Source organism: Mycobacterium sp. SMC-18, assembly GCF_045310895.1.
In the GTDB taxonomy this organism is placed as follows: Bacteria; Actinomycetota; Actinomycetes; order Mycobacteriales; family Mycobacteriaceae; genus Mycobacterium.
Genome location: NZ_JBJIAL010000004.1, coordinates 122,219 through 147,078, shown reverse-complemented (window position 1 = coordinate 147,078; position 24,860 = coordinate 122,219). Strand labels below are relative to the sequence as shown.

At 67.3% G+C, this 24,860-nt stretch carries 30 protein-coding genes; 7 read left to right on the top strand and 23 right to left on the bottom strand.

Going from position 1 to position 24,860, the window contains the following annotated elements:
• Positions 1 to 4: 4 nt before the first annotated feature.
• From ACJH6J_RS05190 to secY, 7 genes are all read right to left on the bottom strand, one after another.
• Complete coding sequence (locus tag ACJH6J_RS05190; protein WP_061001782.1) at positions 5 to 652, bottom strand: hypothetical protein; 648 nt, start codon at positions 650 to 652, stop codon at positions 5 to 7.
• A complete protein-coding gene (locus ACJH6J_RS05185) occupies positions 633 to 2,348 on the bottom strand; it encodes a thiamine pyrophosphate-binding protein (protein WP_135356890.1) in 1,716 nt (571 codons plus the stop codon). The genes ACJH6J_RS05190 and ACJH6J_RS05185 overlap by 20 nt, the downstream gene beginning before the upstream one ends.
• Positions 2,349 to 2,422: 74 nt before the next feature.
• The gene (locus ACJH6J_RS05180; protein ID WP_135356903.1) at positions 2,423 to 3,145 is read right to left on the bottom strand and encodes a zf-HC2 domain-containing protein; all 723 of its coding nucleotides are present in this window, start codon (positions 3,143 to 3,145) and stop codon (positions 2,423 to 2,425) included.
• 2 nt (positions 3,146 to 3,147) lie between these two features.
• On the bottom strand, positions 3,148 to 3,672 hold the full coding sequence (locus tag ACJH6J_RS05175) for a sigma-70 family RNA polymerase sigma factor (protein ID WP_406801911.1): 525 nt from the start codon (positions 3,670 to 3,672) through the stop codon (positions 3,148 to 3,150).
• Between the two features lie 51 nt (positions 3,673 to 3,723).
• Entirely contained in the window at positions 3,724 to 4,527 is an 804-nt protein-coding gene (map, locus tag ACJH6J_RS05170) for a type I methionyl aminopeptidase (protein ID WP_406801912.1), read from the bottom strand.
• A gap of 29 nt (positions 4,528 to 4,556) precedes the next feature.
• Positions 4,557 to 5,102 (bottom strand): adenylate kinase, encoded by a 546-nt coding sequence (locus tag ACJH6J_RS05165; protein ID WP_318985765.1) that lies wholly within the window; start codon positions 5,100 to 5,102, stop codon positions 4,557 to 4,559.
• Positions 5,099 to 6,421 carry a preprotein translocase subunit SecY gene (gene secY / locus ACJH6J_RS05160; protein WP_029105216.1) on the bottom strand — a complete coding sequence of 441 codons (1,323 nt, stop codon included), beginning with the start codon at positions 6,419 to 6,421 and terminating at the stop codon, positions 5,099 to 5,101. Before secY ends, ACJH6J_RS05165 begins: the two co-directional genes overlap by 4 nt.
• A gap of 327 nt (positions 6,422 to 6,748) precedes the next feature.
• Between secY and ACJH6J_RS05155 the strand changes: the two genes are divergently transcribed.
• From ACJH6J_RS05155 to ACJH6J_RS05140, 4 genes are read left to right on the top strand one after another with little or no spacing between them, the layout of a single operon-like run.
• Positions 6,749 to 7,675, top strand: a complete 927-nt coding sequence (locus tag ACJH6J_RS05155) for a class I SAM-dependent methyltransferase (RefSeq protein WP_029105215.1) — start codon at positions 6,749 to 6,751, stop codon at positions 7,673 to 7,675.
• Between the two features lie 37 nt (positions 7,676 to 7,712).
• A complete protein-coding gene (locus ACJH6J_RS05150) occupies positions 7,713 to 8,615 on the top strand; it encodes a class I SAM-dependent methyltransferase (protein WP_406776174.1) in 903 nt (300 codons plus the stop codon).
• Between the two features lie 13 nt (positions 8,616 to 8,628).
• Entirely contained in the window at positions 8,629 to 9,540 is a 912-nt protein-coding gene (locus ACJH6J_RS05145; RefSeq protein WP_406776173.1) for a class I SAM-dependent methyltransferase, read from the top strand.
• 5 nt (positions 9,541 to 9,545) lie between these two features.
• Positions 9,546 to 10,493, top strand: coding sequence for a class I SAM-dependent methyltransferase (locus ACJH6J_RS05140; protein ID WP_406776172.1), 948 nt, complete (start codon positions 9,546 to 9,548; stop codon positions 10,491 to 10,493).
• A 4-nt stretch (positions 10,494 to 10,497) separates the two neighbouring features.
• On the opposite strand, the gene sppA is transcribed toward ACJH6J_RS05140, so the two are convergent.
• A complete protein-coding gene (gene sppA, locus ACJH6J_RS05135; protein ID WP_406803615.1) occupies positions 10,498 to 12,285 on the bottom strand; it encodes a signal peptide peptidase SppA in 1,788 nt (595 codons plus the stop codon).
• Between the two features lie 106 nt (positions 12,286 to 12,391).
• Here sppA and ACJH6J_RS05130 point away from each other — a divergent pair, with 106 nt between their 5' ends.
• Positions 12,392 to 13,618 carry a serine hydrolase domain-containing protein gene (locus tag ACJH6J_RS05130; RefSeq protein WP_406803614.1) on the top strand — a complete coding sequence of 409 codons (1,227 nt, stop codon included), beginning with the start codon at positions 12,392 to 12,394 and terminating at the stop codon, positions 13,616 to 13,618.
• Between the two features lie 112 nt (positions 13,619 to 13,730).
• Here ACJH6J_RS05130 and rplO read toward each other — a convergent pair whose 3' ends face one another.
• The 13 genes from rplO to ACJH6J_RS05065 form a co-directional block, all read right to left on the bottom strand.
• A complete protein-coding gene (gene rplO / locus ACJH6J_RS05125; RefSeq protein ID WP_020101429.1) occupies positions 13,731 to 14,174 on the bottom strand; it encodes a 50S ribosomal protein L15 in 444 nt (147 codons plus the stop codon).
• Positions 14,175 to 14,354: a 50S ribosomal protein L30 gene (gene rpmD / locus ACJH6J_RS05120; protein ID WP_020101428.1), complete on the bottom strand. Its 180-nt coding sequence runs from the start codon at positions 14,352 to 14,354 to the stop codon at positions 14,175 to 14,177. It abuts the gene before it with no gap.
• A 2-nt stretch (positions 14,355 to 14,356) separates the two neighbouring features.
• Positions 14,357 to 15,025 (bottom strand): 30S ribosomal protein S5, encoded by a 669-nt coding sequence (gene rpsE, locus ACJH6J_RS05115; protein WP_029105211.1) that lies wholly within the window; start codon positions 15,023 to 15,025, stop codon positions 14,357 to 14,359.
• 34 nt (positions 15,026 to 15,059) lie between these two features.
• Positions 15,060 to 15,461 (bottom strand): 50S ribosomal protein L18, encoded by a 402-nt coding sequence (gene rplR / locus ACJH6J_RS05110; protein ID WP_020101426.1) that lies wholly within the window; start codon positions 15,459 to 15,461, stop codon positions 15,060 to 15,062.
• 2 nt (positions 15,462 to 15,463) lie between these two features.
• Entirely contained in the window at positions 15,464 to 16,003 is a 540-nt protein-coding gene (gene rplF, locus ACJH6J_RS05105; RefSeq protein ID WP_226519478.1) for a 50S ribosomal protein L6, read from the bottom strand.
• A 12-nt stretch (positions 16,004 to 16,015) separates the two neighbouring features.
• Positions 16,016 to 16,414 (bottom strand): 30S ribosomal protein S8, encoded by a 399-nt coding sequence (gene rpsH, locus ACJH6J_RS05100; protein WP_020101424.1) that lies wholly within the window; start codon positions 16,412 to 16,414, stop codon positions 16,016 to 16,018.
• A gap of 512 nt (positions 16,415 to 16,926) precedes the next feature.
• A complete protein-coding gene (locus ACJH6J_RS05095) occupies positions 16,927 to 17,112 on the bottom strand; it encodes a type Z 30S ribosomal protein S14 (protein ID WP_005197641.1) in 186 nt (61 codons plus the stop codon).
• A gap of 2 nt (positions 17,113 to 17,114) precedes the next feature.
• Positions 17,115 to 17,678 carry a 50S ribosomal protein L5 gene (gene rplE, locus ACJH6J_RS05090; RefSeq protein WP_020101422.1) on the bottom strand — a complete coding sequence of 188 codons (564 nt, stop codon included), beginning with the start codon at positions 17,676 to 17,678 and terminating at the stop codon, positions 17,115 to 17,117.
• Between the two features lies 1 nt (position 17,679).
• Entirely contained in the window at positions 17,680 to 17,997 is a 318-nt protein-coding gene (gene rplX / locus ACJH6J_RS05085) for a 50S ribosomal protein L24 (protein WP_020101421.1), read from the bottom strand.
• Positions 17,997 to 18,365, bottom strand: coding sequence for a 50S ribosomal protein L14 (gene rplN / locus ACJH6J_RS05080; protein ID WP_020101420.1), 369 nt, complete (start codon positions 18,363 to 18,365; stop codon positions 17,997 to 17,999). Before rplN ends, rplX begins: the two co-directional genes overlap by 1 nt.
• Before the next feature lie 329 nt (positions 18,366 to 18,694).
• Entirely contained in the window at positions 18,695 to 19,825 is a 1,131-nt protein-coding gene (locus tag ACJH6J_RS05075; protein WP_226519479.1) for a YeiH family protein, read from the bottom strand.
• A gap of 4 nt (positions 19,826 to 19,829) precedes the next feature.
• The gene (locus ACJH6J_RS05070; RefSeq protein WP_020101418.1) at positions 19,830 to 19,955 is read right to left on the bottom strand and encodes a hypothetical protein; all 126 of its coding nucleotides are present in this window, start codon (positions 19,953 to 19,955) and stop codon (positions 19,830 to 19,832) included.
• A 107-nt stretch (positions 19,956 to 20,062) separates the two neighbouring features.
• On the bottom strand, positions 20,063 to 20,665 hold the full coding sequence (locus tag ACJH6J_RS05065; RefSeq protein WP_226519480.1) for a TetR/AcrR family transcriptional regulator: 603 nt from the start codon (positions 20,663 to 20,665) through the stop codon (positions 20,063 to 20,065).
• 96 nt (positions 20,666 to 20,761) lie between these two features.
• Between ACJH6J_RS05065 and ACJH6J_RS05060 the strand changes: the two genes are divergently transcribed.
• Together ACJH6J_RS05060 and ACJH6J_RS05055 are read left to right on the top strand one after the other, a co-directional pair.
• Positions 20,762 to 21,415 carry an FMN-dependent NADH-azoreductase gene (locus ACJH6J_RS05060; RefSeq protein ID WP_226519481.1) on the top strand — a complete coding sequence of 218 codons (654 nt, stop codon included), beginning with the start codon at positions 20,762 to 20,764 and terminating at the stop codon, positions 21,413 to 21,415.
• Positions 21,412 to 21,732: a multidrug efflux SMR transporter gene (locus tag ACJH6J_RS05055; RefSeq protein ID WP_226519482.1), complete on the top strand. Its 321-nt coding sequence runs from the start codon at positions 21,412 to 21,414 to the stop codon at positions 21,730 to 21,732. The genes ACJH6J_RS05060 and ACJH6J_RS05055 overlap by 4 nt, the downstream gene beginning before the upstream one ends.
• A 10-nt stretch (positions 21,733 to 21,742) precedes the next feature.
• Here ACJH6J_RS05055 and ACJH6J_RS05050 read toward each other — a convergent pair whose 3' ends face one another.
• Together ACJH6J_RS05050 and ACJH6J_RS05045 are read right to left on the bottom strand one after the other, a co-directional pair.
• Positions 21,743 to 22,465, bottom strand: coding sequence for a hypothetical protein (locus ACJH6J_RS05050; RefSeq protein ID WP_226519483.1), 723 nt, complete (start codon positions 22,463 to 22,465; stop codon positions 21,743 to 21,745).
• A 9-nt stretch (positions 22,466 to 22,474) separates the two neighbouring features.
• Complete coding sequence (locus ACJH6J_RS05045) at positions 22,475 to 24,826, bottom strand: arylsulfatase (protein WP_226519484.1); 2,352 nt, start codon at positions 24,824 to 24,826, stop codon at positions 22,475 to 22,477.
• Between the last annotated feature and the right edge of the window lie 34 nt (positions 24,827 to 24,860).

Genomic DNA, 24,860 nt, shown 5'->3' with positions numbered 1-24,860 from the left:
TCGCTCACTTCATCCAGGCCGGGGTGATCGGCAGACCGTTGCGGTGCCGGTATTCGGCAATCGCCTTGAGGTTGTCCAATTCCAGGCGGTGTCCCGCCCCGAACATGTCCCAGAAGTCCCCGACCCACACGGGTCGCTGTGCGGGCGCGGTCTCCGGGTAGGGGTTGTTGTCGTAGAACGGGTGGTGGCAGTTGGTCCACAGCACCACCGAACCCGGCTTGTTGAGCACGACCTGGGCGTCGACGACGCGCATCAGGTAGATCATCCAGAGGTGCCGGCCCTGGTCCCAGGCACAGTGGTAGTCGACGGTCATCGCCTCGCGGTTCGCCACTGTGCGCGTGTAGATTTCGGTCTCCGAGCCCAGCCGGTCGTAGGCCAGCCAGAGGCCCGGTTCCTCGGTCTCGGTGAATCCGCGCAGACTGTAGGTCCACTCCTCGAGGCTGCGGGTGTCCGCCAGGTACTCGAACAGTTCCTCCGGCGGGCAGTCGATGTAGTCGTTGACGGTGCAGTAGCCACCGAAGACGACGTCGTGCGGGTATACCGACCGCATCATCTCCATGATGATGGGCGTGGCCTTTTCCCGCGGCGCGTTCTCGATGCGGGTCACGCCGTCGATGGGTAGGGCGATGTCTTCAAGCGCGGGCAGCGACATGCTGGGAGCTCTCTTTCTGCGTCTGTTGTGTGGCGGTATCGAGAAATGGTGCGAACGTGGGGATTTCGTCGGCGGAGCATTCGACGCTGACGACCGATGGCCCGTGCCGGCTGAGCGCTTCGCTCAGCGCGCCGGCCAGCTGCGGCAGCTCGGTGACGTCCGTCGCGTGCAGGCCGGGGAACATCGCGGCCAGGCCGGCGCCCAGCCGGGCCGGGGTGAAGCGGTTGTAGCTGTAGCGGTCGCCGTAGAACAACTGTTCGCGGGTGACGCACATGGCGTGGGCGTTGTTGTTGAACAACACGAAGGTGATCGGGAGCCGGTACTCCAACGCCGTGTGCAGCTCCATGCCGTGCATGAAGAACGAGCCGTCGCCGGCCACCACCACGGTCCGGTATTGCGGCCCAGCGGTTTTCGCCCGCGCGAAGCACATGCCGATGCCGGCGCCGAAGCTGTATCCCATGCCGCCCATCCCGAGCGCCACCACGAAGCGGCCGGACCGGCGCACCGGCAGCCCGTGCACCGTCGAGGCACCGGTGTTGCCGGCGTCGACGACGATGTCGGCGCCGTCGGGCAGCAGTTCGTCGAGCAGGGCGACGGTGTCGCGGTACCGGATGCCGGGGCCGTCGTGCGGCGGCGGCTGAAGTTCGGTGTGCGGCAGCGGGTCGAGGACCCGTAGCCCGTGGGGCCGGCCGGCTCCGGTCAACGATCGGGTCAGCGCCGTCAGCGATGCCCGCAGGTTGGTCGAATTCACGTGTGTGCTCGGCACATACGGACGTTCCGCGCCGAGCGAGACCGTCTGCACCCCGGCCAGCGCGCTGTCGAGGCCGGCGCGCGCCGTCACCGCCAGGCGCGTCCCGATCACCAGACACACCGCGCTGCGGGAGATCGCGTCGACGACCCGCGGATGGCCCATCACGCCGGTGACGCCCAGCCATGACGACTGCCCCAGCCCGGGTGAGCCGCTGACGTCCTTGCCGTCAGGCACCGTGGCGACCCAGGCCCGCAGCACCGAGCGCAATTCCTCGAGCTCACGGCGGGCGTCGTCGCGGGCCACCTGCTCGCCGGCGATGATCGTGACCGGCCCCAGCGCCCGGCGCAGCACCTCGGCGATGGGACCCGGGTCTGCCAGCAACGAATCCTGCACAGCAGCAACCGGATTGACCACATCGATCATCGCCTCCTGGACGTCCTTCGGCAGCAGCAGTACCGCCGGGCCACCACCGGCCGCCGCGGTCAGCGCCTCCGCCAGCGCCGGCACGATGTCCTCCGGCTCCGTCACGCGACGGCAGTACACCGACACCGCCGAGAACAACGCCACCGCGTCCAGCGATCCGGACCGGCCACTGGTGTCCTGGAAGCTGCCGCGGCCGTCCATGCCGGTCGGCGCCTGCCCCACCAGAGCCAGCACCGGCACTCGGCTGGCCAGTGATTCACCCAGTCCCGCAACAAGATTCAGCGATCCGCCGCCCGACGTCGCGGCCACCACCCCGATCCGGGACACCGCACGGCTGTAGCCGTCGGCCATGGTGGCCGCGGAGAACTCATGCTTGGCCAGGATCGCGGTGACGTTGTCCGCGAGGAACGCCGCGTCGAACAGGTCCTCGATATTGGCCCCGTCGACACCGAAGAAATACTCGACGCCCGACGCCGCAAGTTGCGTGATGATGTGGTCCACCACCCGATGCCTGCTGACCATCTGCCACCTGCTTCCGCTCGTCTAACCACAGACACGAGGCGGATGGGCGAATGGTTCAACGCCGGTGGAAATTTTTAGAGATTGCGCTCCAGCAAAACCTTGCCGCTGTCGGCGGAAACCAGTTGTACCGCAGCAATTTCCGAAACCTGCATCGGCGTGTTACCACTCGGCAACGCGGTGGCACCGGACATGCCGAACCACGTGGCGATCTGGTTACGGCTGCCATCGCGGCCCACCACCACCATACCCAGATTGGTCGGTGGCGCGGCAGGTCCGCTGGACCAGTCGCCGTAGCTGCAGGCCATGTCGATCCGCGTGCCCCAGCCGAAGCTGCTCAGCGCGATGGTGGCGTTGAACGGTGTGGGTGCCACGTGCTCCATGGGCAGCTGCGCGACCTGCTCCTGGCTCTGGCCCCCGCCGAAGAACTCGGGCCGGACGACGGCCACCGCACCGACGGCCAGTACCGCCGCGGCCAGGCCGGCCACCGCCGTCGTCACCCAGCGGGTCCGGCGCCGGCGCCAGCGCACCTTGGCCAGTATCGAGTCGAGCACCTCGGGCCGCAACGGCGGTTCGGGCTGCTCGGCGCCGATCTCCTGCACGTCGGCCAAATCCAGTAGACCCAACAGGGCCGGCATACCGCTGAGCTCACCGACCGCGTCGCGGCACCGGGAGCAGGTCTGTAGGTGCGCTTCGTACTCACGGCGTTCGGCGCTGGACAGCGAACCCAGCACGTACGCGGCGTCCCAGGTTGCGTACCGGTCGCCGTCAAAGGGTCCGAGAGGTTCGACAATGTGCATGCTCACCGGGTAACCCCCATTTCCTGCAGATTCAGGCGCAGCGCCCGGACCGCATAATGCAGCCTCGATTTCACCGTGCCCTCGGCGATCTGAAGCTCCGCCGCGATCTGGGCGACGCTCAACTGCCGGTAGTACGCGCGCTCGATCACGGCGCGATGGTCGACGGAGAGCTGGCTCAGGGCACCCCCGAGCAACATCCGATCCAGGGCGGTATCCACCTCGTTGGTGGCGGCCGGGTCCGTCCGGTCCTCGGCCTCCACGACCTCCGACGACGTGGTTTCGTGCCGGCGCCGAGCACTGCGCTGCTCATCGATGATGAGGTTGCGCGCGACGGTGTAGAGCCAGGCCCGCGGGGACTGGTTGGCGTCGGACACGACGTCGGGGTGGCGCCACGCCCGCAGCAACGTCTCCTGCACCACGTCCTCGGCACGCGCCGAGTCCTGTGTCAGACGCAGGGCATAGCGCCAAAGGGCGCCTGCGTGCTCGTCGTAAAGCACCCGCATCATGGCGGCCTCCGGATCGCTCATGCACCAACCTCCGTCATTGACACGAGATCAGGGGCGATCCGGTTCACCGGATCAGTCGCGTAGCAGCGTCAAGATTCGGGGTCCGTCCTCGGTGACAGCAACGGTGTGTTCCCAGTGTGCGGCACGCGAGCCGTCCTTGGTGACAACTGTCCACTCGTCTTCGAGAATGACCGTCTTCGAGGTACCCAACGTCAGCATCGGCTCGATGGCCAGCACCGAACCGGGCTCGAGGAACGGGCCCCGGCCAGGAGATCCCTCGTTGGGCAGGAACGGGTCCATGTGCATCTCTTGACCGATGCCGTGCCCGCCGTAGCCTGCGACGATGCCGAACTTGCGGTCGTAACGGGCGGACGCCGCGTGGGTCCCCCGCTCGATGGCGTGCGAGACGTCGGTCAGCCGGTTACCGGGGACCATGGCGGCGATGCCGGCCTCCATGGACTCGCGGGTGGCGTCGGACAGCTTCTGGTCGGCGTCGATCAGCGGACCGACACCGAACGTCACGGCCGAGTCGCCGTGCCAGTTGTCCAGAATGGCGCCGCAGTCGATCGAGACCAGGTCACCGCTGACGAGCACCTCGTCGGCAGTCGGAATCCCGTGCACCACGCGGTCGTTGACCGACGCGCAGATGGTCGCCGGGAAGCCGTGATAGCCCAGGAACGACGGGATGCCGCCACCATCGCGGATGACGGACTCGGCGATCTGGTCCAGCTCGAGAGTGGACATCCCGGGCGCGGCGGCGTCACGAACCGCTTTCAGCGCTGCCGCCACCAGCGAACCGGCAGCCGCCATCGCGTCCAGTTCGCCGGGTGTCCGCTGCGGGACGACCTTGCGGCCGCGTCGGGGAAGACCAATCATCGATGACTACTTCAGCCGGATCGGCGGATTCAGCTGCCGAGCGCCTGCAGGGCGCGGGCGAAGACCTCGTCCAGGCTGCCGACGGCGTCGACCGAGACGAGTTCGTCCCGGTAGTAGTCCAGCAGCGGGGCGGTCTCGTCCCGGTACACCTTCATACGGTTGAGGATGACCTCTTCGGTGTCGTCGGCGCGGCCGCGGCTCTTCAACCGGGTCAGCAGCTCGGACTCCGACACGCGGAACTCCAGCACGGCGTCCAGCTTCAGGTTGCGCTTGGCCAGCATCTCCTTGAGCGCGACGGCCTGCTCGACCGAGCGGGGGAAGCCGTCGAGGATGAACCCGTCGGCAGTGTCGTCGGCGTCGAGACGGTCGTCGACCAGCGCGTTGGTCAGCTCGGCCGGGACCAGGTCGCCGGCGTCGAGGTACTTCTTGGCCTCGACACCGAGCGGGGTGCCCTTGCTGATGTTGCTACGAAACAGATCACCCGTGGAGATCTGCGGGATGCCGAACTTCTCGGCCAGCTTCTCGGCCTGAGTGCCCTTACCTGCTCCCGGCGGTCCCAGCAGAACCATTCTCATTTGAGGAACCCTTCGTAGTTGCGCTGCATCAGCTGGCTCTCGATTTGCTTCACCGTGTCCAGACCCACGCCGATCATGATCAGCACGGCCGTGCCACCGAATGGCAGGTTCTGCGCGCTGCTGCCGCCGCTCTGCAGGAACAGATTAGGCAATACCGCGATCAAACCGAGGTAAATCGAGCCCGGCAGGGTGATCCGGCTCAGGACGTACCGCAGGTAGTCCGCCGTCGGCTTGCCCGGCCGGATGCCCGGGATGAAGCCACCGAACTTCTTCATCTCGTCCGCCCGCTCATCGGGGTTGAACGTGATGGACACGTAGAAGTACGTGAAGAAGATGATCAGACCGAAGTAGATCGCGATGTAGACCGGGTCGGCCGGGTTGGTCAGGTACTTGGCGACAGCCTTGGACCACCAGCCGTTGGACGCGTTCGGGTCGCCGGCGGTGACCAGCTGGGTGATCAGGTGCGGGATGTAGATCAGCGACGACGCGAAGATGACGGGGATGACGCCGGCCTGGTTGACCTTCAGGGGCAGGTAGGTCGAGGTACCGCCGTACATCCGGCGGCCCACCATGCGCTTGGCGTACTGCACCGGGATACGGCGCTGGCCCTGCTCGACGAAGACGACACCGACGATGATGATCAGCGTTGCGGCCACGACGGAGGCGAACACGACGCCGCCGCGGCTCTCCAGGATGGACTGGCCTTCGGACGGGATGCGGGCGGCGATGCCGGCGAAGATCATCAGCGACATGCCGTTGCCGATGCCGCGCTCGGTCACGAGCTCGCCCATCCACATGACCAGGGCGGCGCCCGCGGTCATGACCAGCACGATCACGACGAGGGTGAAGATGCTCTGGTCCTGGATGATGTTCAGGGTGCAGCCCTGCAGCAGGTTGCCGCTGGCGGCCATCGCGACGATCGAGGTGCCCTGCAGAACCGCCAGCGCGATCGCGAGATAACGCGTGTACTGCGTCATCTTGGCCTGGCCGGCCTGGCCTTCCTTCTGCAGCTGCTCGAAGCGCGGGATGACCACGACCAGCAGCTGCACGATGATGCTCGCGGTGATGTAGGGCATGACGCCGACCGCCAGCACCGACAGGTGCAGCAGCGCACCGCCGGAGAACAGGTTGATCAGCGAGTAGACCTGCGCAGCGTCACCGCCGCTGACCTGCTCGATGCACTTCTGCACGTTCGGGTAGTTCACCCCGGGGGACGGCAACGCGGCACCGGCCCGATACAGGACGACTACACCCAGCGTGAAGAGGATCTTGCGTCGCAGATCGGCCGTCCGCAGGGACGAGATAAAAGCCGAAAGCACTCTTCCTCCTGCGCAGCCGAGCTCGGGCCGCGGCGTGCTGATGGGGCTGGTCAGGTCCAGCGTTTGGTTAATTCCGTGCGCGACCACAGCAGGTACCCGACCTGCCTGGACGCGCCGTCAAATCAGTCTCCGAGAATAACAGTTGCGGTCCCCGCGACCTGCATCCGCTCGGCGCCGGACCCTTCCTACCCAGCCCGGACACCTCGAAACGTGCCGCCACCCGGCATTTCTGCCGCGTTCAGGAACGGCGCGTACAGTCGCCGACAGGTTGTTACATGAGCTAACTACCGACCCGTTCACCGGGTGACCGACGACAGGAACGACGCGATGGCACGCACTGACAACGACACGTGGGACCTGGCATCGAGCGTAGGAGCGACCGCGACTCTGGTCGCCGCGGCCCGCGCTCTCGCCACCAATTCCGAAGACCCGATCATCGACGACCCGTTCGCCGCTCCCCTGGTCCGCGCCGTCGGGGTCGAGTTCTTCACCAAGCTGGTCGACGGCGCCGCCGATCCCGACCAGTCCAGCGCCGGCTACGGCCCGACCATGGCGCAGCTGACCAACGGCATGGCGGCGCGCACCCGATTCTTCGACGACTTCTTCCGGGACGCCGGCAAGGCCGGTATCCGGCAGGCCGTCATCCTGGCGGCGGGCCTCGACTCGCGCGCCTACCGCCTGGTGTGGCCGGCGGGCACCGTCGTCTACGAGATCGACCAGCCCGACGTCATCGAGTTCAAGTCCAAGACCCTGTCGGATCTGGACGCGGCACCGACCACCGAACGGCGCACGGTGGCGATCGACCTGCGCGAGGACTGGCCGGCCGCACTGCGCGCCGCCGGTCTGGACCCCACCAAGCCCACCGCGTGGATCGCCGAGGGACTGTTCGGCTACCTGCCGCCCGAAGCGCAGGACCGGTTGCTCGACCAGATTTCCGAACTGTCCGCTCCCGGTAGCCGCATGGGCGCCGAAGGCGTGCCGGCCACGCCGGACCTCGACGAGGACGCCGTGCGCGAGCGCATGAAGGCCGCATCGGAGCACTGGCGCGATCAAGGCTTCGATCTCGACTTCAGCGATCTGGTCTACCTCGGCGACCGCGCCGACGTGGACACCTACCTGCAGGGTCACGGCTGGCAGACCACCGCCGTCACCTCCAACGAACTGCTGGTCCGCAACGGCCTGCCGGCCGTCGAGGCCGACCCGAACGGCCAGCCCTCCATGGGCGAGGTCAACTACGTCACCGCAGTGCGCTGATCCTCATCTATCCCTACCGACGGACAGGACCAACCCGATGACCCGCACCGACAGCGACACCTGGGATCTGGCCTCGAGCGTGGGCGCCACCGCCACGATGGTGGCGACCGCCCGCGCCCTGGCGACGAAGGAAGCGGAGCCGCTCATCCGCGATCCGTACGCCGACCCGCTGGTGCGGGCCGTCGGGGTCGAGTTCTTCATCAAGCTGCTCGACGGGCAGATCGATCTCACCGGTGAGGTCGGGACGGCCGCCGCCATGATGACCAACCTGATGGCGGTCCGGACGAAGTTCTTCGACGACTTCTTCACTTCCGCCACCGCTGCCGGCATCCGGCAGGCCGTCATCCTGGCGGCGGGCCTCGACTCGCGCGCCTACCGGCTGGACTGGCCGGCCGGCACCGTCGTCTACGAGATCGACCAGCCCGAGGTGATCGCCGCCAAGACCGGGACCATGGCGCAGATCGGCGCCACACCGACGTGCGAACGCCGCACCGTCGCGATCGACCTGCGCGAGGACTGGCCGGCCGCGCTGCGCGCCACCGGGTTCGACCCTGCGGCGCCGACGGCCTGGATCGCCGAGGGGCTGCTGATCTATCTGCCGCCCGAGGCGCAGGACAAGCTGTTCGACAACATCACCGCGCTGTCGGCGCCCGGCAGTCGCCTGGCCACCGAATTCCACACCGACCACGGCGCCGGCATGCGTGAGCGCGGCGCGGCCATGAGCGAGCGGTGGCGCGGCGCGGGCCTCGACCTCAACCTGACCGACCTCTGGTACCAGGGCGAGCGCACCTCGGTGGTCGAGCACCTCGATGCCAGTGGCTGGAATACCACGGCCCGCCCTCGCCTTGAAGTTTTCGCCGAGTACGGCCGTCCCCTCGCCGAGACCGAAGACACGGCGGCACTGCGTAATTCACTGTCCGTGACGGCCATCAAGAACTAGGAGTTGGACCCACATGACACGAACTGACGGAGATTCCTGGGACCTGGCCTCGAGCGTCGGGGCCACCGCGACCATGGTCGCGGGGCAGCGTGCCATCGCCCACCGCGAGCAGCTGATCGACGACCCGTACGCCGAGCCGCTGGTGCGGGCCGTCGGGCTGGACTTCTTCACCAAGGCGCTCGACGGCGAGATCGACCTGAGCGACGTCAACCCGGCCTTCACCCCGCGACGCGCGGCCGAAGGGATGACGGTCCGCACCCGCTGGTTTGACCAGCTGTTCCTCGACGCGGCCGCCACCGGCGTACGGCAGGCCGTGATCCTGGCCGCCGGTCTGGACGCGCGCGCCTACCGGCTGCCGTGGCCCGAGGGCACCGTCGTCTTCGAGGTGGACCAGCCCGAGGTCATTGAGTTCAAGTCGACGACGCTCGCGAGCCTCGGCGCCGCCCCCACCGCGACCCGGCGCACCGTCGCCGTCGACCTGCGCGACGACTGGATGCAGGCGCTGCGGGACAACGGTTTCGACCCCGAGGCGCCCACCGCGTGGATCGCCGAAGGGCTGCTCATCTACCTGCCACCGGAGGCCCAGGACCGGCTGTTCGACAACATCACCGCACTGTCGGCGCCCGGCAGCTTCGTGGCCACCGAGCAGGTCGGCGATCTGAGCTCCGCGTTCGACGACGAGCGCATGCAGCAGATGCGCGACCGGATGAAGGCCCTCGGTTCGAACATCGAGATGGCCGACCTCATCTACGAGGGCGACCGCAACCACGTCACCGATTACCTGACGAGCCTCGGCTGGGACGTCACCGCGCGGTCGGTCGAAGAGGCACACGCCGACAACGGTTTCCAGTACCCGGACGACGAACTGTCCCGGGCCTGGACCCAGCTGAAATACGTCCGCGCAGTCCTGAACCGGAAGGCTTGACCGCGATGGCCCGGACACACGGAGACAGCTGGGACCTGGCCTCGAGCGTGGGCGCGACGGCCACGCTGGTCGCGACGGGGCGGGCGATCGCCAGCACCCACGAACACGGTTTGATCGACGATCCGTTCGCGGCGCCGCTGGTGCGTGCCGTCGGGATCGAGGCGTTCACCAAGATGGTCGACGGCGAACTGGACCTGGCCGTCCTCGACGCCGTCGCCCCGGATGCGGCGGCGCGGGCGCGCGCCAACATCGACGAAATGGCCGTGCGCACAAGGTTTTTCGACGACTACTTCATGGCCGCCGTAGGCGGCGATTCGGCGGGGGTCGCCGCGTCCTCGGAAATCCGGCAGGCGGTGATCCTGGCCTCCGGGCTGGACGCGCGCGCCTACCGGCTGGCGTGGCCCGAGGGCACGGTGGTCTACGAGATCGACCAGCCCGAGGTCATCGAGTTCAAGACCCGGACCCTGGCCGGCCTCGGCGCCGAGCCGACGGCCGAACGCCGGACCGTCCCCATCGATCTGCGTGAGGATTGGCCGGCGGCGCTGCGGGCGGCGGGCTTCGACCCGAGCCGGCCGACGGCGTGGTTGGCCGAAGGCCTGCTCATCTACCTGCCGCCGGAGGCCCAGGACAAGCTGTTCGACAACATTCACGAGCTCAGTGCCCCCGGCAGCGCCGTGGCCACCGAATTCGTGCCGGGCCTCAAGGCTTTCGACGCCGACAAGGCGCGCGAGGCCGCCGCGGGATTCCAGCAGCTCGGCTTGAACATGGATATGCCGTCGCTGGTCTACCACGGCGAAAGGCACTCGGCCGCAGACTATCTGGCGGCCAAGGGCTGGCAGACGACCGGCATCGGCCGGGTGGATCTGCATGCCCGGCACGGCCTGACGGCAACGGTCCTCGGCGACGACGACCCGATGCGCGAAATCATCTACATCAGCGGCACACTCGGCTGAGTCACTAGAAGCGGTAATCCCCCAGCCAGAGCGCGCTGACCCCGGTCATCGACCGCTCGGCCTGGCCGAGGGCACCGACCAGTGACCGACCGAGCAAGGCCGCCACCGCTTCCGGCAATGACGCGGCCGCCGGTTGCGAGGAGGCCTTGGGCCGGACGTGATCGAGCAGCGACGAGCCCGGGTAGTTGACGACCTTGGCGGTCGCGTCGGGATCAAGGCCGGCCAGCACCTTGGCCCGGCGGACGGCGGTCCGCAGCCCACCGAGTTCGTCGACCAGGCCGCGTTCCAGTGCGTCGGCACCGGTCCAGATGCGGCCGCGGGCCACCTGCTCGACGGCCTCGACCGGCAGGTTGCGGCCGTCGGCGACGCGCTCGACGAAGTCGGTGTAGAAGAGGTCGGCCTCGGCCACCACGTGCGCGTGCTGCGCTTCGGTGAACGGCTGGTTCGCCGACCAGGCATCGGCATTCTCGTTGGTACGCACGGCATCCGAGCCGACACCGAGCCGTTCCTTGAGGCCCCTGGTGACGAGCTTGCCCGTCACCACGCCGATGGATCCGGTGATGGTGCCGGCGTTGGCGACGATGTGGTCGGCCGCCATCGACACGTAGTAGCCGCCCGATGCGGCGACCGCGCCCATCGACGCGACGACCGGCTTGCCCGCCTCGCGCAGCCGCGCCACCTCGCGCCAGATGGTCTCCGAACCCGTGACCGCACCTCCCGGGCTGTCCACGCGGAGCACGACGGCCGCGACGTCGTCGTCCGCAGCGGCTTCCCGCAGGGCGGCGGCGATGGTGTCGCCACCGACGCTCGACGGTCCCGGCGGGAAGGCGCTCGGGCCGCCGCGGCCACTGACGATGGGCCCGGCCATGGTGACGACGGCGATGGTCGGCTTGTGCTTGATGCCCGGCAGCGGCGGCACCTCGGGCAGCGTGTGCCCCGCGGTGGCCTTGGCGTACCGGGACAGGAACAGCCGCGGCGGCGCGTCCTTGCCGTCGGCTTCCGCTGCGCCCCCGGCCAATTCGCCGACCCGGGCATACGCCTCGTCGCGGAAACCGATGCGATCCACCAGCTTGGCCGCGACCGCGTCGTCGCGCAGCAGCGGCGCCCGGTCGACCAGGGCGTCGAGTTCGTCGGCGTCGACGCCGCGGGATTCGGCGATGGCGGTCAGCACCTGGGCGTGCAGGCTCTCGATGAGCCGGCCGTCGGCCTCGCGGTGTGGCTCGGTGTAGCGGTCCTGCGTGAACATGTTGGCCGCCGACTTGTACTCGCCGCGCGCCACGAACTGCGCCTCGATACCGGCCTTGTCGAAGGCGTCGCGCAGGAACAGCGCATTGGTCGCGAAACCCACCAGACCGACGGTGCCCGACGGCTGCATCCACACTTCCCGGAACGCCGAGGCCAGGTAGTACGACATGGTGCCCGGATAGGTCTCGGCCCAGGCGATGGACGGCTTGACGGCGCTGAACGCGGCGATGGCGTCGCGCAGCTCCTGCACCGGACCCGCTGCGGCAGCAGGTAATTGGACGCGGGCGATCAGCCCGGCGACGCGCTTGTCGTCGGCCGCGCGGTGGATGGCGGCCACGGCGTCGCGCAGCACGAGCGGCCGCGCGTTGCCCGTGACGAAGGCGATCGGGTCGAAGCCGGCGGTCTCCGGCGGCACGGCCTGCAGGTCGAGTTCCAGTACGCAGCCGTTGGGTACGCCGTGGTGACGCGCGGTGTCGACCTTGCGGACAAGGGCACGCAACTCATCAGGGCCGGGAAGACCGGGCAGGCTGGGCCGGAAAGCAAACATGATCCGAGCGTACCGACTCGCCGCCGACTGCCGAGCAGACGCAAAACTGTCCATTCCGGCGCTGAATTCGACAGTTTTACGTCTGCTCGCGGGAGAAGATCGACCCATGGTGCTCAAGGTGTCCGTCTCCCCCGATCTGGTCCGCGGCGATGCCGACGACGGCTACGGCAAGGTCGCCGACGCGTTCCGGGCCAATTTCGCGGCCGGCGGTGAGGTCGGTGCCGCGCTGTGCGTCTACCGCGACGGCCGCAAGGTCGTCGACATGTGGGGCGGCTACCGCGACGGCATCAGTAGGGCGCCGTGGCAGGCCGACACCATGGTCAACATGTTCTCGTCGACGAAAGGGGTTGCCGCCCTTGCCGTTGCGCACGCGGTGTCGAAAGGACTCTTCGACTACGACGAGCGCGTCAGCACGTACTGGCCCGAGTTCGCCGCGCAGGACAAAGGCGACGTCACTGTCCGGCAGCTGCTGGCGCACCAGGCCGGGCTGTGCGTGCTGACGCCCAATCCCCTGCTGTCCGACATCGCCGACCCGGTGCGGCTCTCCGCCATCCTCGCGGCGCAGAAACCCGCATGGAAGCCCGGCACCCGGCACGGCTACCACGCCATCACCATCGGCTGGTACGAGTCCGAGCTGATCCGTCGCACCGACGGCCGCACGCTCGGGCGTTATCTCGCCGAGGAGATCACCGGGCCGTCGGGCCTCGACCTGTACATCGGCCTGCCGGACTCGGTCGACCGCAACCGGATCGCCACACTGCACCATTGGCAGCGATACGAGTCCTTGCGGCACCTCGACGTCATGCCGGCCGGGTTCCTGATCGGCAGCCTCAACCCGCGCGGTTTGCTCGCCAGGACCGCCGCGATTCCCGCCGACATCGACCCGTATGCCGGCGACTACAACACCGACAAGGTGCGCCGCGTCGAGATCCCGTCGGCCAACGGCACCGGGACGGCCCGCGCCCTGGCCGCCCTCTACGGCGCCGCGGCGACAGGTGGGAGCGAAATAGGTTTCACCCCAGAGACTTTCGATGCGTTGATCGCACCGCCCCGCAATCCGTCAGGCGGCACGCGCGACAAGGTGATGCACGCCGAGATCGCCTACGCACTCGGCTTCTGCAAGCCCATCCCGACGTTCGCCTTCGGCTCTTCGGGAAAGGCGTTCGGCACTCCGGGATTCGGTGGTTCGTTCGGCTTCGCCGACCCGGACACCGGCGTCGGGTTCGGCTACGTCATGAACCGGCTGGGGTTCCATCTGGTCAGCGATCCCCGCGAGCTCGCGGTGCGCCAAGCCCTCTTCCGCGACGTCCTCGGCGCCCGCCCACAGAACTGACCGTTGACCCTGAAAACAGGGCGCAGAAGTGCGAGTGAGGCCCGCCCTCAGCACAGGGTCAACGCAAAAAAGAAGGGCCCCCGCCGAAGCGGAGGCCCTTCTCGTAGAGCTCTTACAGCTCGGTCGCGCTACCACCGGCAGCGGTGATCGCCTCACGGGCGCTACCGCTGAACTTGTTGGCGGTGACGTCGACCTTGACGGCCAGCTTGCCGTCGCCGAGCACCTTGACCAGGGTGTTCTTGCGAACCAGGCCAGCGGCCACCAGCTCGTCCACACCGACGGTGCCGCCCTGCGGGAACGCCTTGGCGAGGTCGCCGACGTTCACCACCGCGTACTCCGTGCGGAAGCGGTTGCGGAAGCCCTTGAGCTTCGGCAGACGCATGTGGATCGGCATCTGGCCACCCTCGAACGTCACGGGGACGTTCTTGCGGGCCTTGGTGCCCTTGGTACCACGACCAGCGGTCTTACCCTTGGAGCCCTCACCACGACCGACGCGGGTCTTGGCCTTCTTGGACCCCGCGGCCGGCTTGAGGTCGTGCAGCTTGATGACGCTCATTTACGCCTCCTCAACCGTGACGAGGTGGTTGACCACCGCGAGCAGACCACGGGTCTGCGCGTTGTCCTCGCGAACGACGGACTGGCGGATCTTGCGCAATCCCAGCGTCCGCAGGCTCTCGCGCTGCTTCCACCGGGCACCCACGGTGCCGCGCACCTGGGTGATCTTCAGTTCAGCCATGATTATGCCGATCCTTCACGCGCTGCCGAGGCGGCGAGCGCTTCTGCCTCACGCCGGGCCCGCAGCATGCCGGCCGGCGCAACATCTTCGATGGGCAGGCCACGACGGGCCGCCACTTCCTCCGGACGCTGCAGCTGCTTCAGCGCGGCAACGGTGGCGTGCACCACGTTGATCGCGTTGTCGCTGCCCAGCGACTTGGCCAGGATGTCGTGCACGCCGGCGCATTCCAGCACCGCGCGAGCCGCACCACCGGCGATCACACCGGTACCCGGGCTGGCTGGGCGCAGCATCACGACACCGGCAGCGGCCTCGCCCTGAACCGGGTGCACGATGGTGCCACCGATCAGCGGGACGCGGAAGAAGCCCTTGCGAGCCTCCTCGACACCCTTGGCGATGGCGGCCGGAACTTCCTTGGCCTTGCCGTAGCCGACGCCCACCATGCCGTGGCCGTCACCGACGATCACCAGCGCGGTGAAGCTGAAGCGCCGACCACCCTTGACCACCTTCGAAACGCGGTTGATGGTGACAACGCGCTCGATGTAGTTGCTCTTCTCACCGCGGTCATCGCCACGGCCACGGCCACCACGGTCGTCGCGACGGCCCCGGCCGTCACGGTCGCCGCGGCCACCACGGTTGTCCTGCGCCGAACCGGCGCCAGCCTGGTCGGCCATCATGCAGTCCTTCCGGTCATCTTCAAGTAAGTCATTAGAACGTCAACCCGCTTTCACGAGCGGCGTCGGCGAGCGCGGCGATCCGGCCGCCGTAGCTGTAGCCACCGCGGTCGAAGACGACCTCGGAGATGCCGGCAGCCTTGGCACGCTCGGCGATCAGCTGACCCACGCGGGTGCTGACGGCCTTCTTGTCACCGTCGACGGCACGCACGTCGGCCTCGATGGACGACGCGGCGGCCAGCGTGGTGCCGGTCAGGTCGTCGATCACCTGGACGTGGATGTGCCGCGAGGAGCGGTTGACCATCAGACGCGGACGCTCGGCGGTGCCGGCGACCTTCTTGCGCAGACGGGCGTGACGACGCAGACGCGCCACCCGACGGGTCTCAGAGATGTTCTGGCCCAACGGCTTACGCTTGTCAGTCTCAGTGTTGGCCATTGCTACTTACCTGTCTTTCCGACCTTGCGGCGGATCTGCTCACCCTCGTAGCGAATGCCCTTGCCCTTGTACGGGTCGGGGCGACGCAGGCGGCGGATGACTGCCGAGATCTGGCCGACTTTCTGCTTGTCGATGCCGGACACCGAGAACTTCGTCGGGGTCTCGACTGCGAACGTGATGCCCTCGGGGGCCTCGATCAGCACCGGGTGGCTGTAGCCGAGCGCGAACTCCAGGTTCGAGCCCTTGGCCTGCACGCGGTAACCGACGCCGAAGATTTCCATCTTGGTGGTGTAGCCCTGCGTCACACCGGTCACCAGGTTGGCGATCAGGGTGCGGGACAGTCCGTGCAGCGAGCGGTTACGACGCTCGTCGTTCGGACGGGTGACCACGACGGCACCTTCGTCGTTGCGCGACACCTCGATGGGCTCGGCAACATCGAGTGCCAGGGTGCCCTTGGGGCCCTTCACGGCGATGTTCTGGCCGTCGATGGTCACATCGACGCCGGCCGGAATGACAACCGGCTGCTTTCCAATACGCGACATGTTCTCTGCCCCCTACCAGACGTAAGCGAGGACTTCGCCGCCCACGCCCTGTCGAGCTGCCTGGCGGTCGGTGAGCAGGCCGGAGGACGTGGAGATGATCGCCACGCCCAGGCCACCCAGAACCCGCGGCAGGTTGGTGGATTTCGCGTACACCCGCAGACCGGGCTTGGACACCCGGCGGAGGCCGGCGATGCTGCGCTCGCGGCTCGGGCCGTACTTGAGGGAAACAACGAGGCTCTTGCCCACGCGGGCGTCCTCGGTGCGGTAGTCGGTGATGTAACCCTCCTTCTTGAGGATCTCGGCGATGTTCGCCTTGATCTTCGAGTGGGGCAGGGTCACCTCGTCGTGGTACGCCGAGTTGGCGTTGCGCAGACGTGTCAAGAAGTCTGCGATCGGATCCGTCATTGTCATGACAGCGTTGATCAACCTTTCTCGCTGCGGTTCCCATGCATCACGCCCGTGTCGGTCCCACCTTGCGGTGGCTCGGCACGTCACATCGTGGGCCTGCTACGAAGTGTTTTCCCATATCTGACCGAGGTCGGTCAGGGGTCGTGCATCAGTAGTACAATCCAGTTTCAGAAGGCACATACCGATCGGCCATCGGACGAAAACGCCCATGGCAACCTGCCCAGTGTAGACAATGCGCAGCTCAGGGCCAAATCCGTGCTACTCAAGGGTTTGGCGTCCACGAATGTGCAGACAGATCGCCCGAACGGCACTTTTGACGATCTCTGTGCGCGCTCGCGAAGTCGCCTCGCCACACATCGCCACGAATGTGCAAAGAGCGCGTGGATCCGCCGTTCTGGACGATCTGTGTGCACGCTCGACGAGCCGCTACCGATGCGCACCGCTGCGCGAACGGAAAAGCCGCCCCGGTCACGAGGACCGGGGCGGCTTTCTACAGCGTCATGAGACGGGCAGAGTCACCAGCTGGACTTCTGCACGCCGGGCAGCTCGCCGGCGTGGGCCATCTCCCGCAGGCAGATTCGGCACAGGCCGAACTTGCGGAACACCGAGTGCGGGCGACCGCACTTGTTGCAGCGGGTGTAGCCACGCACCGCGAACTTCGGCTTCTTGTTGGCCTTGTTGACCAGAGCCTTCTTTGCCATTGTCAGTTCTCCTTGAACGGGAAGCCCAGGGCCCGCAGCAACGCACGGCCTTCGTCGTCAGTGGTGGCCGAGGTGACGACCGTGATGTCCATGCCGCGGGGGCGGTCGATCGAGTCGACGTCGATCTCGTGGAACATCGACTGCTCGTTGAGGCCGAAGGTGTAGTTGCCGCTGCCGTCGAACTGCTTGGCCGACAGACCACGGAAGTCGCGGATACGGGGCAGTGCGATGGAGATCAGGCGGTCCAGGAACTCCCACATGCGGTCGCCACGCAGGGTGACGCGGCAGCCGATCGGCATGCCCTCACGCAGCTTGAACTGCGCGATGGACTTGCGGGCCTTGCGGATTTCCGGCTTCTGACCGGTGATCAGCGTCAGGTCGTTGACCGCGCCGTTGATCAGCTTGGCGTCGCGGGCGGCGTCACCGACACCCATGTTGACGACAACCTTGACCACGCCGGGGATCTGCATGACGTTGGCGTAATTGAATTCGTTGTTGAGCGCGTCGCGGATCTCTTCGCGGTAACGCGTCTTCAGCCGGGGCTGAGTGTTTTCCACAGTGGTCATCTCAGATGTCCTTGCCATTGCGCTTGGAGATACGGACCTTCTTGCCGCTCTCCTCATCGACGCGGTAGCCGATGCGGGTCGCGTTACCGTCGGAGTCGACCACCATCACGTTCGAAACGTGGATCGGCGCCTCCTGGGTGACGATGCCACCCGACGATGCACCACGCTCGTTCTGAGACTGCGCGGTGTGCTTCTTGATCCGGTTGACGCCCTCAACGAGCACCTTGTTGCGGGTCGGGTAGGCCTCGATGACCTTGCCCTTGGCACCCTTGTCCTTGCCGGCGATGACCAGCACGGTGTCGCCCTTGTGCACCTTCATCACAAAACCTCCGGGGCCAGCGAGACGATCTTCATGAACTTCTTCTCGCGCAGTTCGCGACCGACCGGCCCGAAGATGCGGGTACCGCGGGGGTCATTGTCGTTCTTGATGATGACGGCGGCGTTCTCGTCGAACTTGATGTAGCTGCCGTCCGGCCGGCGGCGCTCCTTGACGGTGCGCACGACGACGGCCTTGACCACGTCACCACGCTTGACGTTGCCGCCGGGGATGGCGTCCTTGACGGTCGCCACGATGATGTCGCCGATGCCGGCGTAGCGCCGCGACGAGCCACCGAGCACGCGGATGCAAAGGATTTCCTTTGCGCCCGTGTTGTCGGCGACCTTGAGTCGCGATTCCTGCTGAATCACTCGATCTCCTGACCTGGGGTTTGTATGCACGCCAGATACCGACCTGGGCGTGCGCGGTCTTGTTGTCCAAGGGCACGCAGAGTCGGCGTGTGACCGGGGTCTGCCCTGGGCAACCCCTACATAGTAGGCGAGCAGCCATAACGCTCCAAATCGCTGCTCAAATCCCCGCGAGCGTCCGTGTTTGCACACCGACACACCGCCCCAGGCGCGCATTTCGGGCACGCTCGCGCGCGACGACCGTCCGCGGTCAGTTCACCAGCAGCCAGATGGACGTGATGGTCGCTGCCAGTGCGGCAGCGACCATCACGTCGGTCTCGGACAGCCCGGTGTCAGCCCCCGATGCCCCAGCCCAGAACGCGCGACGTCAGCAGCACCAGTGCCAGTGACACCGTCGCCACCACGACCAGGCCGATCACCGCGACGACGAGCGGGCGCCAGCCGGTGCGCGCGATCTGCCGGAAGTCGGTGGAGAGGCCGACGCCGGCGAAGGTCAGCAGGAAGGCCCACTTGGAGACTGCGGCGAGGTTCGCGATCTGCCCCTTGCTCAACAGCCCCGCGGTGACGACGGCCGAGACCGCCAGGAAGCCGAGCACGAACTTCGGGAACTTCTGCCAGACGAACGCGGCCTTGGCCTTGAGGCCCGGCGCGACGACGTCGGCCTCTCCCCTGGCGGCCCAGTAGATCGCGAAGCCGAGGACGACGAATCCGATCAGCGCGTTGCGGACCGACTTCACCAGGACGGCGGTCTTGCCGGCCTCGTCGGAGAAGAGGTAGCCGGTGGCGGTGGTCTCGGCGGTGTTGTCGACGGCGAGACCGGCCCACAACCCGAACTCGTGGTCGGTCAGCCCGATGGCGTGGCCCAGCGGCGGCAGTACGAACAGCGCGACGGCACCGAGCGCCAGGATCGACGCGATCGCGTAGCTGACGTCGGAGTTGCGGGCCCGGATGGCGCCCTTGGCCGCGATGATCGCCGACACCCCGCAGATCGATGTCCCGATGGCCAGCAGCGAGCCGAGCTTGCCGGACAGGCCGAACCACCGGGCCGCGGCGATGATGATGGCGCCGGCGACGGTCATGTCGATGAGGATCTGCACCAGGCTGGTGGCGCCGAGCTTGAGGACGTCGCCGAGGACGAACCGTGCACCCAGCAGGACGATGCCGATCTTCAGCCAGAATTCGTACGTGGCGACACCAGGGCGGAAAATCCGGTGCAGGCCAACGGTATTGGTGATGATCAACCCGAAGACGATGGCCCACAGCACGTATTCGATGTCGGGCACCCGCCAGTGCTGGTGCTTGGCCAGCGCCAGCCAGCCGATCTGGGCGTATTTGCCGGCCAGGCCCACCGCCACGAGGAGCAGCAGGCCCGGGATGTAGTCGAGGAACCGACGGGCGCCCGTGGATTCGGTGTGGTCGCCCGATTCGATGTGGTCGGCGGTATCAGCCGCTTCGACGGTCATCGCGTCACCAGCCGATCTTCGGCAGGACGCCGGCCACCGCGAGCGCGGTCACGGCCAGACCCAAAATCGTTGCCCACCAATCAGTCCCGACGCGGCTCACCCAGCTCTGCGTCACCTCGGTCTCAGTCATCACGCCTCTCCCGTCACCCGATGTGGGCTCATCGTTGCGGGCGCCGCGCCGACTGCACAGGGATCTGCTCGCGCTGAATCTCTTTGCCAGGGAAAACCAGAAGGAGGTCAGCCGAGGATCGCGTGCGCCAGCCGCGTCAGCGCGCCACTGATCTGCGCGACGGACAGGCCGCGTTCGCGTTGATGCAGGAAGTTCTCGGCGGCCAACGGCGCCAACAGAACGTCCACCAGCGCGTCCGGCTCGGGCACGTCAGCCTGCACCAGCAGGGCGCGTACGTGCGCGGCCCAGAAACCGTAGGCCCCCGTGCGGTAGCGGGCGCCACCGACCTCGGCGCCGAGCGCGAGATCCACGTGCTGGTCGAGAAGGTCGACCATGGCGGTATAGAACGCCGAAAGCCGTTCGGCCGGTGCGGCTCCCGGCCCGAGCGGCGGCGCTCCCGAGATCAGTTGACGCTGCAGGGCGCGCTCATGTTCGTCGAGCAGTGCGACGGCGATGGCCGCGGTGTTCGGGTAGCGCCGATACAGCGTGCCGCGCCCGACACCGGCCGCGGTGGCGATGTGTTCCATCGTGACGCTGCGTGGGTCACGACCGGCGAAGACCTCCGCGGCCGCGGCCAGAATCCGGGCGCGGTTGCGCGCGGCGTCGGCGCGCTCCGCGCCGCCGCCCGCATTGCCCGCGTCGTCGCCGAGCAGGTCACGACCGATGTCCACCACCGCACAATAACCCACTCAGGGAATAAGTGGACACATCGTCCAGTTAGTTGCATCATCTATCCGGACACAATGTCCACTTCTGAGAGGATGGCCATGACCACGTTGCTTCACCTGGACGCCAGCGCCCGGAACCCATCGATCAGCAGGCAGCTCAGCGCCGAGTTCGCGCAGGCCTGGCGCACTGCGGCGCCCGACGGCACCTACCGCTACCGCGACGTGGCGACCGATCCGGTGCCGTTCATCGACGCCGGCTGGACCGAGATCTGCGATGCGGCACTGGCTGCCGGCGTCACCGACCTCGACGAGCTGGCTGGTTTGGCACGCACCCCTGCCCAAACCGCGGCCTGGGCCGTCGTCGAGCCATTGCTGGCCGAATTGCGGTCTGCCGACGTCGTGCTGATCGGCACACCCATGTACAACTACTCGATTCCGGCCGCCCTGAAGGCCTGGCTGGACCAGGTGACGTTTCCGCGAATGTCGTTGGCGCCGCGCCGATTCGTGGTCGCCACCGCCAGGGGCGGCGCTTACTCGCCGGGCTCACCCAAGGCGGCCTTCGACTATCAGGAGAGGTTCCTGCGTGACTTCTTCGCCGGGCATTTCGCCGTCACCGACACCGTGTTCATCAACGCCGAACTGGCCAACTCCCGCGTCGATCCCACGCTCGCCCAGTTCCGGGCCGGGCACGACGCCTCCCTGACGGCCGCGCTGGGCACTGCACGCGTGTTGGCCGCGGAGTACGCGAAATGAGCTGGCTCATCCTCGCTTTGGCCGGCGGTGTGGAGATCGCCTGGTCCCAGAGCATCAAACCGACCGACGGGTTCACCCGCCTGCTGCCGACCATCGTCTGCGTTCTGGTCGGCGCGTTGTCGGTGTATCTGTTGTCCTTGGCGATGCGGACCCTGCCGGTCGGCACCGCCTATGCGGTTTTCACCGGCATCGGCGCCGTCGGGGCCATCGCCATCGGGGTGCTGGTCCACAAGGACCCACTCAACGCCGGTCGTGCGGTGGCGTTGTCGATGATCGTCGGCGGAATCGTGTTGGCCCGCTTGACCAATCCCGAATGATGAGCGCCGCTCAGCCCAGCCGAATACCGAAGTCCCCCAGCAGGACCGGCTTGGCCGCGTCCAGCCCTTTCGAGCCGGCGGGTCCCTGCAACTGCAGCGCAACGAGGTAGTCCCCGTTGTTGGTCCACACGTGCACGATGCGGTCCGCGTAATCGCTGCCGGCGCCGGGCTTGTCGGCGAGGACGCCCATCAGCTTCTGTCCGCTGTAACCGCACAATTCGTCGGGCAGGATGCTGACGCTGTTGAACTCGTGGCCCGCGATGCGCGCATCGGCGTACTGCTGGAACGCGGCCGCGGCATCGAGCGGTGTCGGGCTGATCTTCACGGTGCCGGTCAGGCCGTCGGGGCCGGTCAGGTTCAGCGCGACGTCACCGGAAGCAGGTGCCCCCGGGCTGAATCCGTCGGGCACCGCGACGACGACGGTCGGTGCGCCGGGGGCTCCGGTGGCCGCGGTCATGGTCTGGGCGGGCGGGCCCGGCGGGTCACAGACCTGATCGCCCGCCGAGACCGGCCGTTTCGTCGTCTCGACCACGCCGTAGGCAGGCAGGTCGGGCATCTTCGACCCGGACGCCGACGTCGAAGTGGCGGACGCCGCCGGCGAACTTGCGGCCGTCGTCGTGGTGCCGCCGGATTTCGTTGTATCGGACGGCTTCTCGCCGGCCTTGCCACCGCAGGCTGCCAGCAGCAGCGCCGCCGACAACCCGACGGCGCACCGCATGTTCGTTCCGCTCATCGCAGTCCCCTAGTCCTTGCAGAACGCCTTGGCCAGCTCCTGTTCGACGTCAAGATACGGCGTACCGGAGATGTCGACGACGACTTTGGCGATGGTGCCGCCGACGAAGGGATACGGGGCCCGGTAGCGGTTCGACACCGGCTGGCCCGCATTGCGCCCGACCGCGACACCGCCACCGGCGAGCCCGAAAGTGCCAGGGTGCGCGCGGACGTCGGGGCGGGCCGCCACCACCGCATCGTCGATGCGCAGTTCGACGGTGCCGAGCGGCGTGTGACTGCCTTCGACAGTGCCGGTTCGGTCGTAGTGGACGCCGAAAACGTGCCGCCCCAAGGGCAATGGATCGAGCGCGGACACCCATTGTTCGTCCTCGCCCATGAAGTTGTAGACGTACTGAAGCCGGCCATCCTGGACGAACAGCACATGTCCACCGTGACCGGCGCCCTGCTTGAAGAGCACCCCGGCGGCAGCGGCCGATTCGACGTCGACCTCGGCCAGCACCGAGAACGACTGACCCCGCAGTTCGACGGCGGCACCGATACCCACCTCGGCGGTATCCGGGTAGTAGGTGAAGGTCTGCCGGTCCCGCATCAGGTAGGGGCGGTCGCGCAACAGCGTCTCGAACACATTGAGGTCGGCCAGCGGCAGGCCGTTGTACTTGGCGGCCTCGGCGAACCAGAGTTCTTGCATTTCAGCGAGTTTCGCCGGATTCTCCGCGGCGAGGTCATGGCACTGACTGCGGTCGGCTTCGATGTGGAACAGCTCCCAGCGATCCTTGTCGAAGTGCGACCACCCCGACGGCGTCGCAGCGTGCACGGTGTTGGCGAACCAGCCGTCGTGCCAGATGCCACGCGTGCCGAGCATCGCGTAGAACTGCGTCGTCTTACCGGTGTCGGCCGCCGAGTCTGCCAGGGCCGCTTTGAAACTCACACCTTCCAGCGGCCGCTGCGGCACCCCCCGCACCTCGGTCGGCGGCGCGATGCCCAACAGGTCGTAGACCGTCGGGGTGATGTCGGCGACGTTGACGTAGTTGTCGCGAACCTCGCCGTGTGCGGCGATTCCGTTGGGCCAGCTGATGATTGCGGTGTCGGCGATGCCACCTTCATGAGAGGCGTAACGCTTGAACAGCTTGTAGGGCGTGTTGAACGCCATCGCCCAGCCGATCGGATAGTGGTTGTAGGTGTCCGGCGAGCCCAGCGTGTCGAAGTACCGCATGCTCTCTTCGACGGTGTCGATGTAGCCGTTGAAGAATTTGTTCTCGTTGACCGAGCCGTTCGGGCCGCCTTCACCGCTGGCCCCGTTGTCCGCGATGACGACGATCAGCGTGTTGTCGAGCTGCCCGGACTCCTCCAGATAGTCGAGAATCCGGCCGATCTGCGCGTCGGTGTACGACAGGAAGCCGGCGAACACCTCGGCCATGCGGGCGAACAGCTTCTTCTCGTCGTCGCTCAGCCCGTCCCACGGCCGCACCGTGTCCTGCAGCGGCCATGGCTCACCGTTGGGCCCCTTGACGTCCAGATACGGATTCATCGGCGAGAGTTCGGTGTCGGGCGGCACGATGCCGAGGCGCTTCTGGTTCTCCAGCACCAGGTCGCGGTAGACCTCGTAGCCCATGTCGAACCTGCCGGCGTACTTGTCGGCCCACTCCTTGAACACGTGGTGCGGTGCGTGCCCGGCGCCCGGGCAGACGTAGGAGAACCAGGGCTTGTCCGGCGCGATGACCTTGGCGTCGCGGATGAACTCGATGGTCTTGTCCGCCAGGTCTTTTGACAGGTGGTAGCCCTCTTCGGGGGTGGCCGGCGGGGCGACGGGGTGGTTGTCGTACACCAGCTCCGGGTACCACTGGTCGGTCTCGCCGCCCATGAAGCCGTAGAAGCGTTCGAAGCCCCGTGACAGCGGCCAGTGCCGTTTGGTGGATGCGAGGTTCGACTCCTCCAACGGTGTCAGATGCCACTTGCCGACGCAGTAGGTGTTCCAGCCTTTCTCGGCCAGCACCTCGGACAGCAGCGCGGTCTCAAAAGGTATGCGGCCGTGGCAGTTCGGGAAGCCGTCGGTGAACTCCTCGATGGTCGCCATGCCCACCGAGGTGGCGTTGCGGCCGGTGAGCAGCGACGCCCGTGTCGGCGAGCACAACGCGGTGGTGTGGAACTGCGACAGCCGCACCCCCTTGTCGGCGATGCGGCGCATGGCCGGCATGTCGACGAGGCCGCCGAAACAGTCCCAGGTGGCGATACCGGTGTCGTCCCACACCAGGTACAGCACGTTGGGCGCGCCCGCCGGTGCGACCGGTGCCGCATAGGGTGCCCAGTCGGGCTCCGAGTCGCGGATGTCGAGTTCGATCTTGCCCTGGAATTCAGTTGCCATGACGCCTCGTCCCGGTCAGTGCCCGCCGATCCCG

Bases quoted from the DNA above. Each gene is read 5' to 3' on its own strand.
- ACJH6J_RS05140 (WP_406776172.1), top strand. From the start codon at position 9,546: ATGGCCCGGACACACGGAGACAGCTGGGACCTGGCCTCGAGCGTGGGC.
- rplX (WP_020101421.1), bottom strand. From the start codon at position 17,997: ATGAAGGTGCACAAGGGCGACACCGTGCTGGTCATCGCCGGCAAGGAC.
- rpsE (WP_029105211.1), bottom strand. From the start codon at position 15,025: ATGGCCGACCAGGCTGGCGCCGGTTCGGCGCAGGACAACCGTGGTGGC.
- ACJH6J_RS05185 (WP_135356890.1), bottom strand. From the start codon at position 2,348: ATGGTCAGCAGGCATCGGGTGGTGGACCACATCATCACGCAACTTGCG.
- ACJH6J_RS05045 (WP_226519484.1), bottom strand. From the start codon at position 24,826: ATGGCAACTGAATTCCAGGGCAAGATCGAACTCGACATCCGCGACTCG.
- ACJH6J_RS05165 (WP_318985765.1), bottom strand. From the start codon at position 5,102: ATGAGAATGGTTCTGCTGGGACCGCCGGGAGCAGGTAAGGGCACTCAG.
- sppA (WP_406803615.1), bottom strand. From the start codon at position 12,285: ATGTTTGCTTTCCGGCCCAGCCTGCCCGGTCTTCCCGGCCCTGATGAG.
- ACJH6J_RS05150 (WP_406776174.1), top strand. From the start codon at position 7,713: ATGACCCGCACCGACAGCGACACCTGGGATCTGGCCTCGAGCGTGGGC.
- ACJH6J_RS05190 (WP_061001782.1), bottom strand. From the start codon at position 652: ATGTCGCTGCCCGCGCTTGAAGACATCGCCCTACCCATCGACGGCGTG.
- ACJH6J_RS05095 (WP_005197641.1), bottom strand. From the start codon at position 17,112: ATGGCAAAGAAGGCTCTGGTCAACAAGGCCAACAAGAAGCCGAAGTTC.
- map (WP_406801912.1), bottom strand. From the start codon at position 4,527: ATGATTGGTCTTCCCCGACGCGGCCGCAAGGTCGTCCCGCAGCGGACA.
- rpsH (WP_020101424.1), bottom strand. From the start codon at position 16,414: ATGACAATGACGGATCCGATCGCAGACTTCTTGACACGTCTGCGCAAC.
- ACJH6J_RS05180 (WP_135356903.1), bottom strand. From the start codon at position 3,145: ATGCACATTGTCGAACCTCTCGGACCCTTTGACGGCGACCGGTACGCA.
- rplF (WP_226519478.1), bottom strand. From the start codon at position 16,003: ATGTCGCGTATTGGAAAGCAGCCGGTTGTCATTCCGGCCGGCGTCGAT.
- ACJH6J_RS05055 (WP_226519482.1), top strand. From the start codon at position 21,412: ATGAGCTGGCTCATCCTCGCTTTGGCCGGCGGTGTGGAGATCGCCTGG.
- ACJH6J_RS05145 (WP_406776173.1), top strand. From the start codon at position 8,629: ATGACACGAACTGACGGAGATTCCTGGGACCTGGCCTCGAGCGTCGGG.
- rplR (WP_020101426.1), bottom strand. From the start codon at position 15,461: ATGGCCAACACTGAGACTGACAAGCGTAAGCCGTTGGGCCAGAACATC.
- ACJH6J_RS05060 (WP_226519481.1), top strand. From the start codon at position 20,762: ATGACCACGTTGCTTCACCTGGACGCCAGCGCCCGGAACCCATCGATC.
- rplO (WP_020101429.1), bottom strand. From the start codon at position 14,174: ATGAGCGTCATCAAGCTGCACGACCTCAAGCCGGCCGCGGGGTCCAAG.
- ACJH6J_RS05070 (WP_020101418.1), bottom strand. From the start codon at position 19,955: ATGACTGAGACCGAGGTGACGCAGAGCTGGGTGAGCCGCGTCGGGACT.
- ACJH6J_RS05175 (WP_406801911.1), bottom strand. From the start codon at position 3,672: ATGAGCGATCCGGAGGCCGCCATGATGCGGGTGCTTTACGACGAGCAC.
- ACJH6J_RS05050 (WP_226519483.1), bottom strand. From the start codon at position 22,465: ATGAGCGGAACGAACATGCGGTGCGCCGTCGGGTTGTCGGCGGCGCTG.
- ACJH6J_RS05075 (WP_226519479.1), bottom strand. From the start codon at position 19,825: ATGACCGTCGAAGCGGCTGATACCGCCGACCACATCGAATCGGGCGAC.
- rpmD (WP_020101428.1), bottom strand. From the start codon at position 14,354: ATGGCTGAACTGAAGATCACCCAGGTGCGCGGCACCGTGGGTGCCCGG.
- rplE (WP_020101422.1), bottom strand. From the start codon at position 17,678: ATGACCACTGTGGAAAACACTCAGCCCCGGCTGAAGACGCGTTACCGC.
- ACJH6J_RS05130 (WP_406803614.1), top strand. From the start codon at position 12,392: ATGGTGCTCAAGGTGTCCGTCTCCCCCGATCTGGTCCGCGGCGATGCC.
- ACJH6J_RS05155 (WP_029105215.1), top strand. From the start codon at position 6,749: ATGGCACGCACTGACAACGACACGTGGGACCTGGCATCGAGCGTAGGA.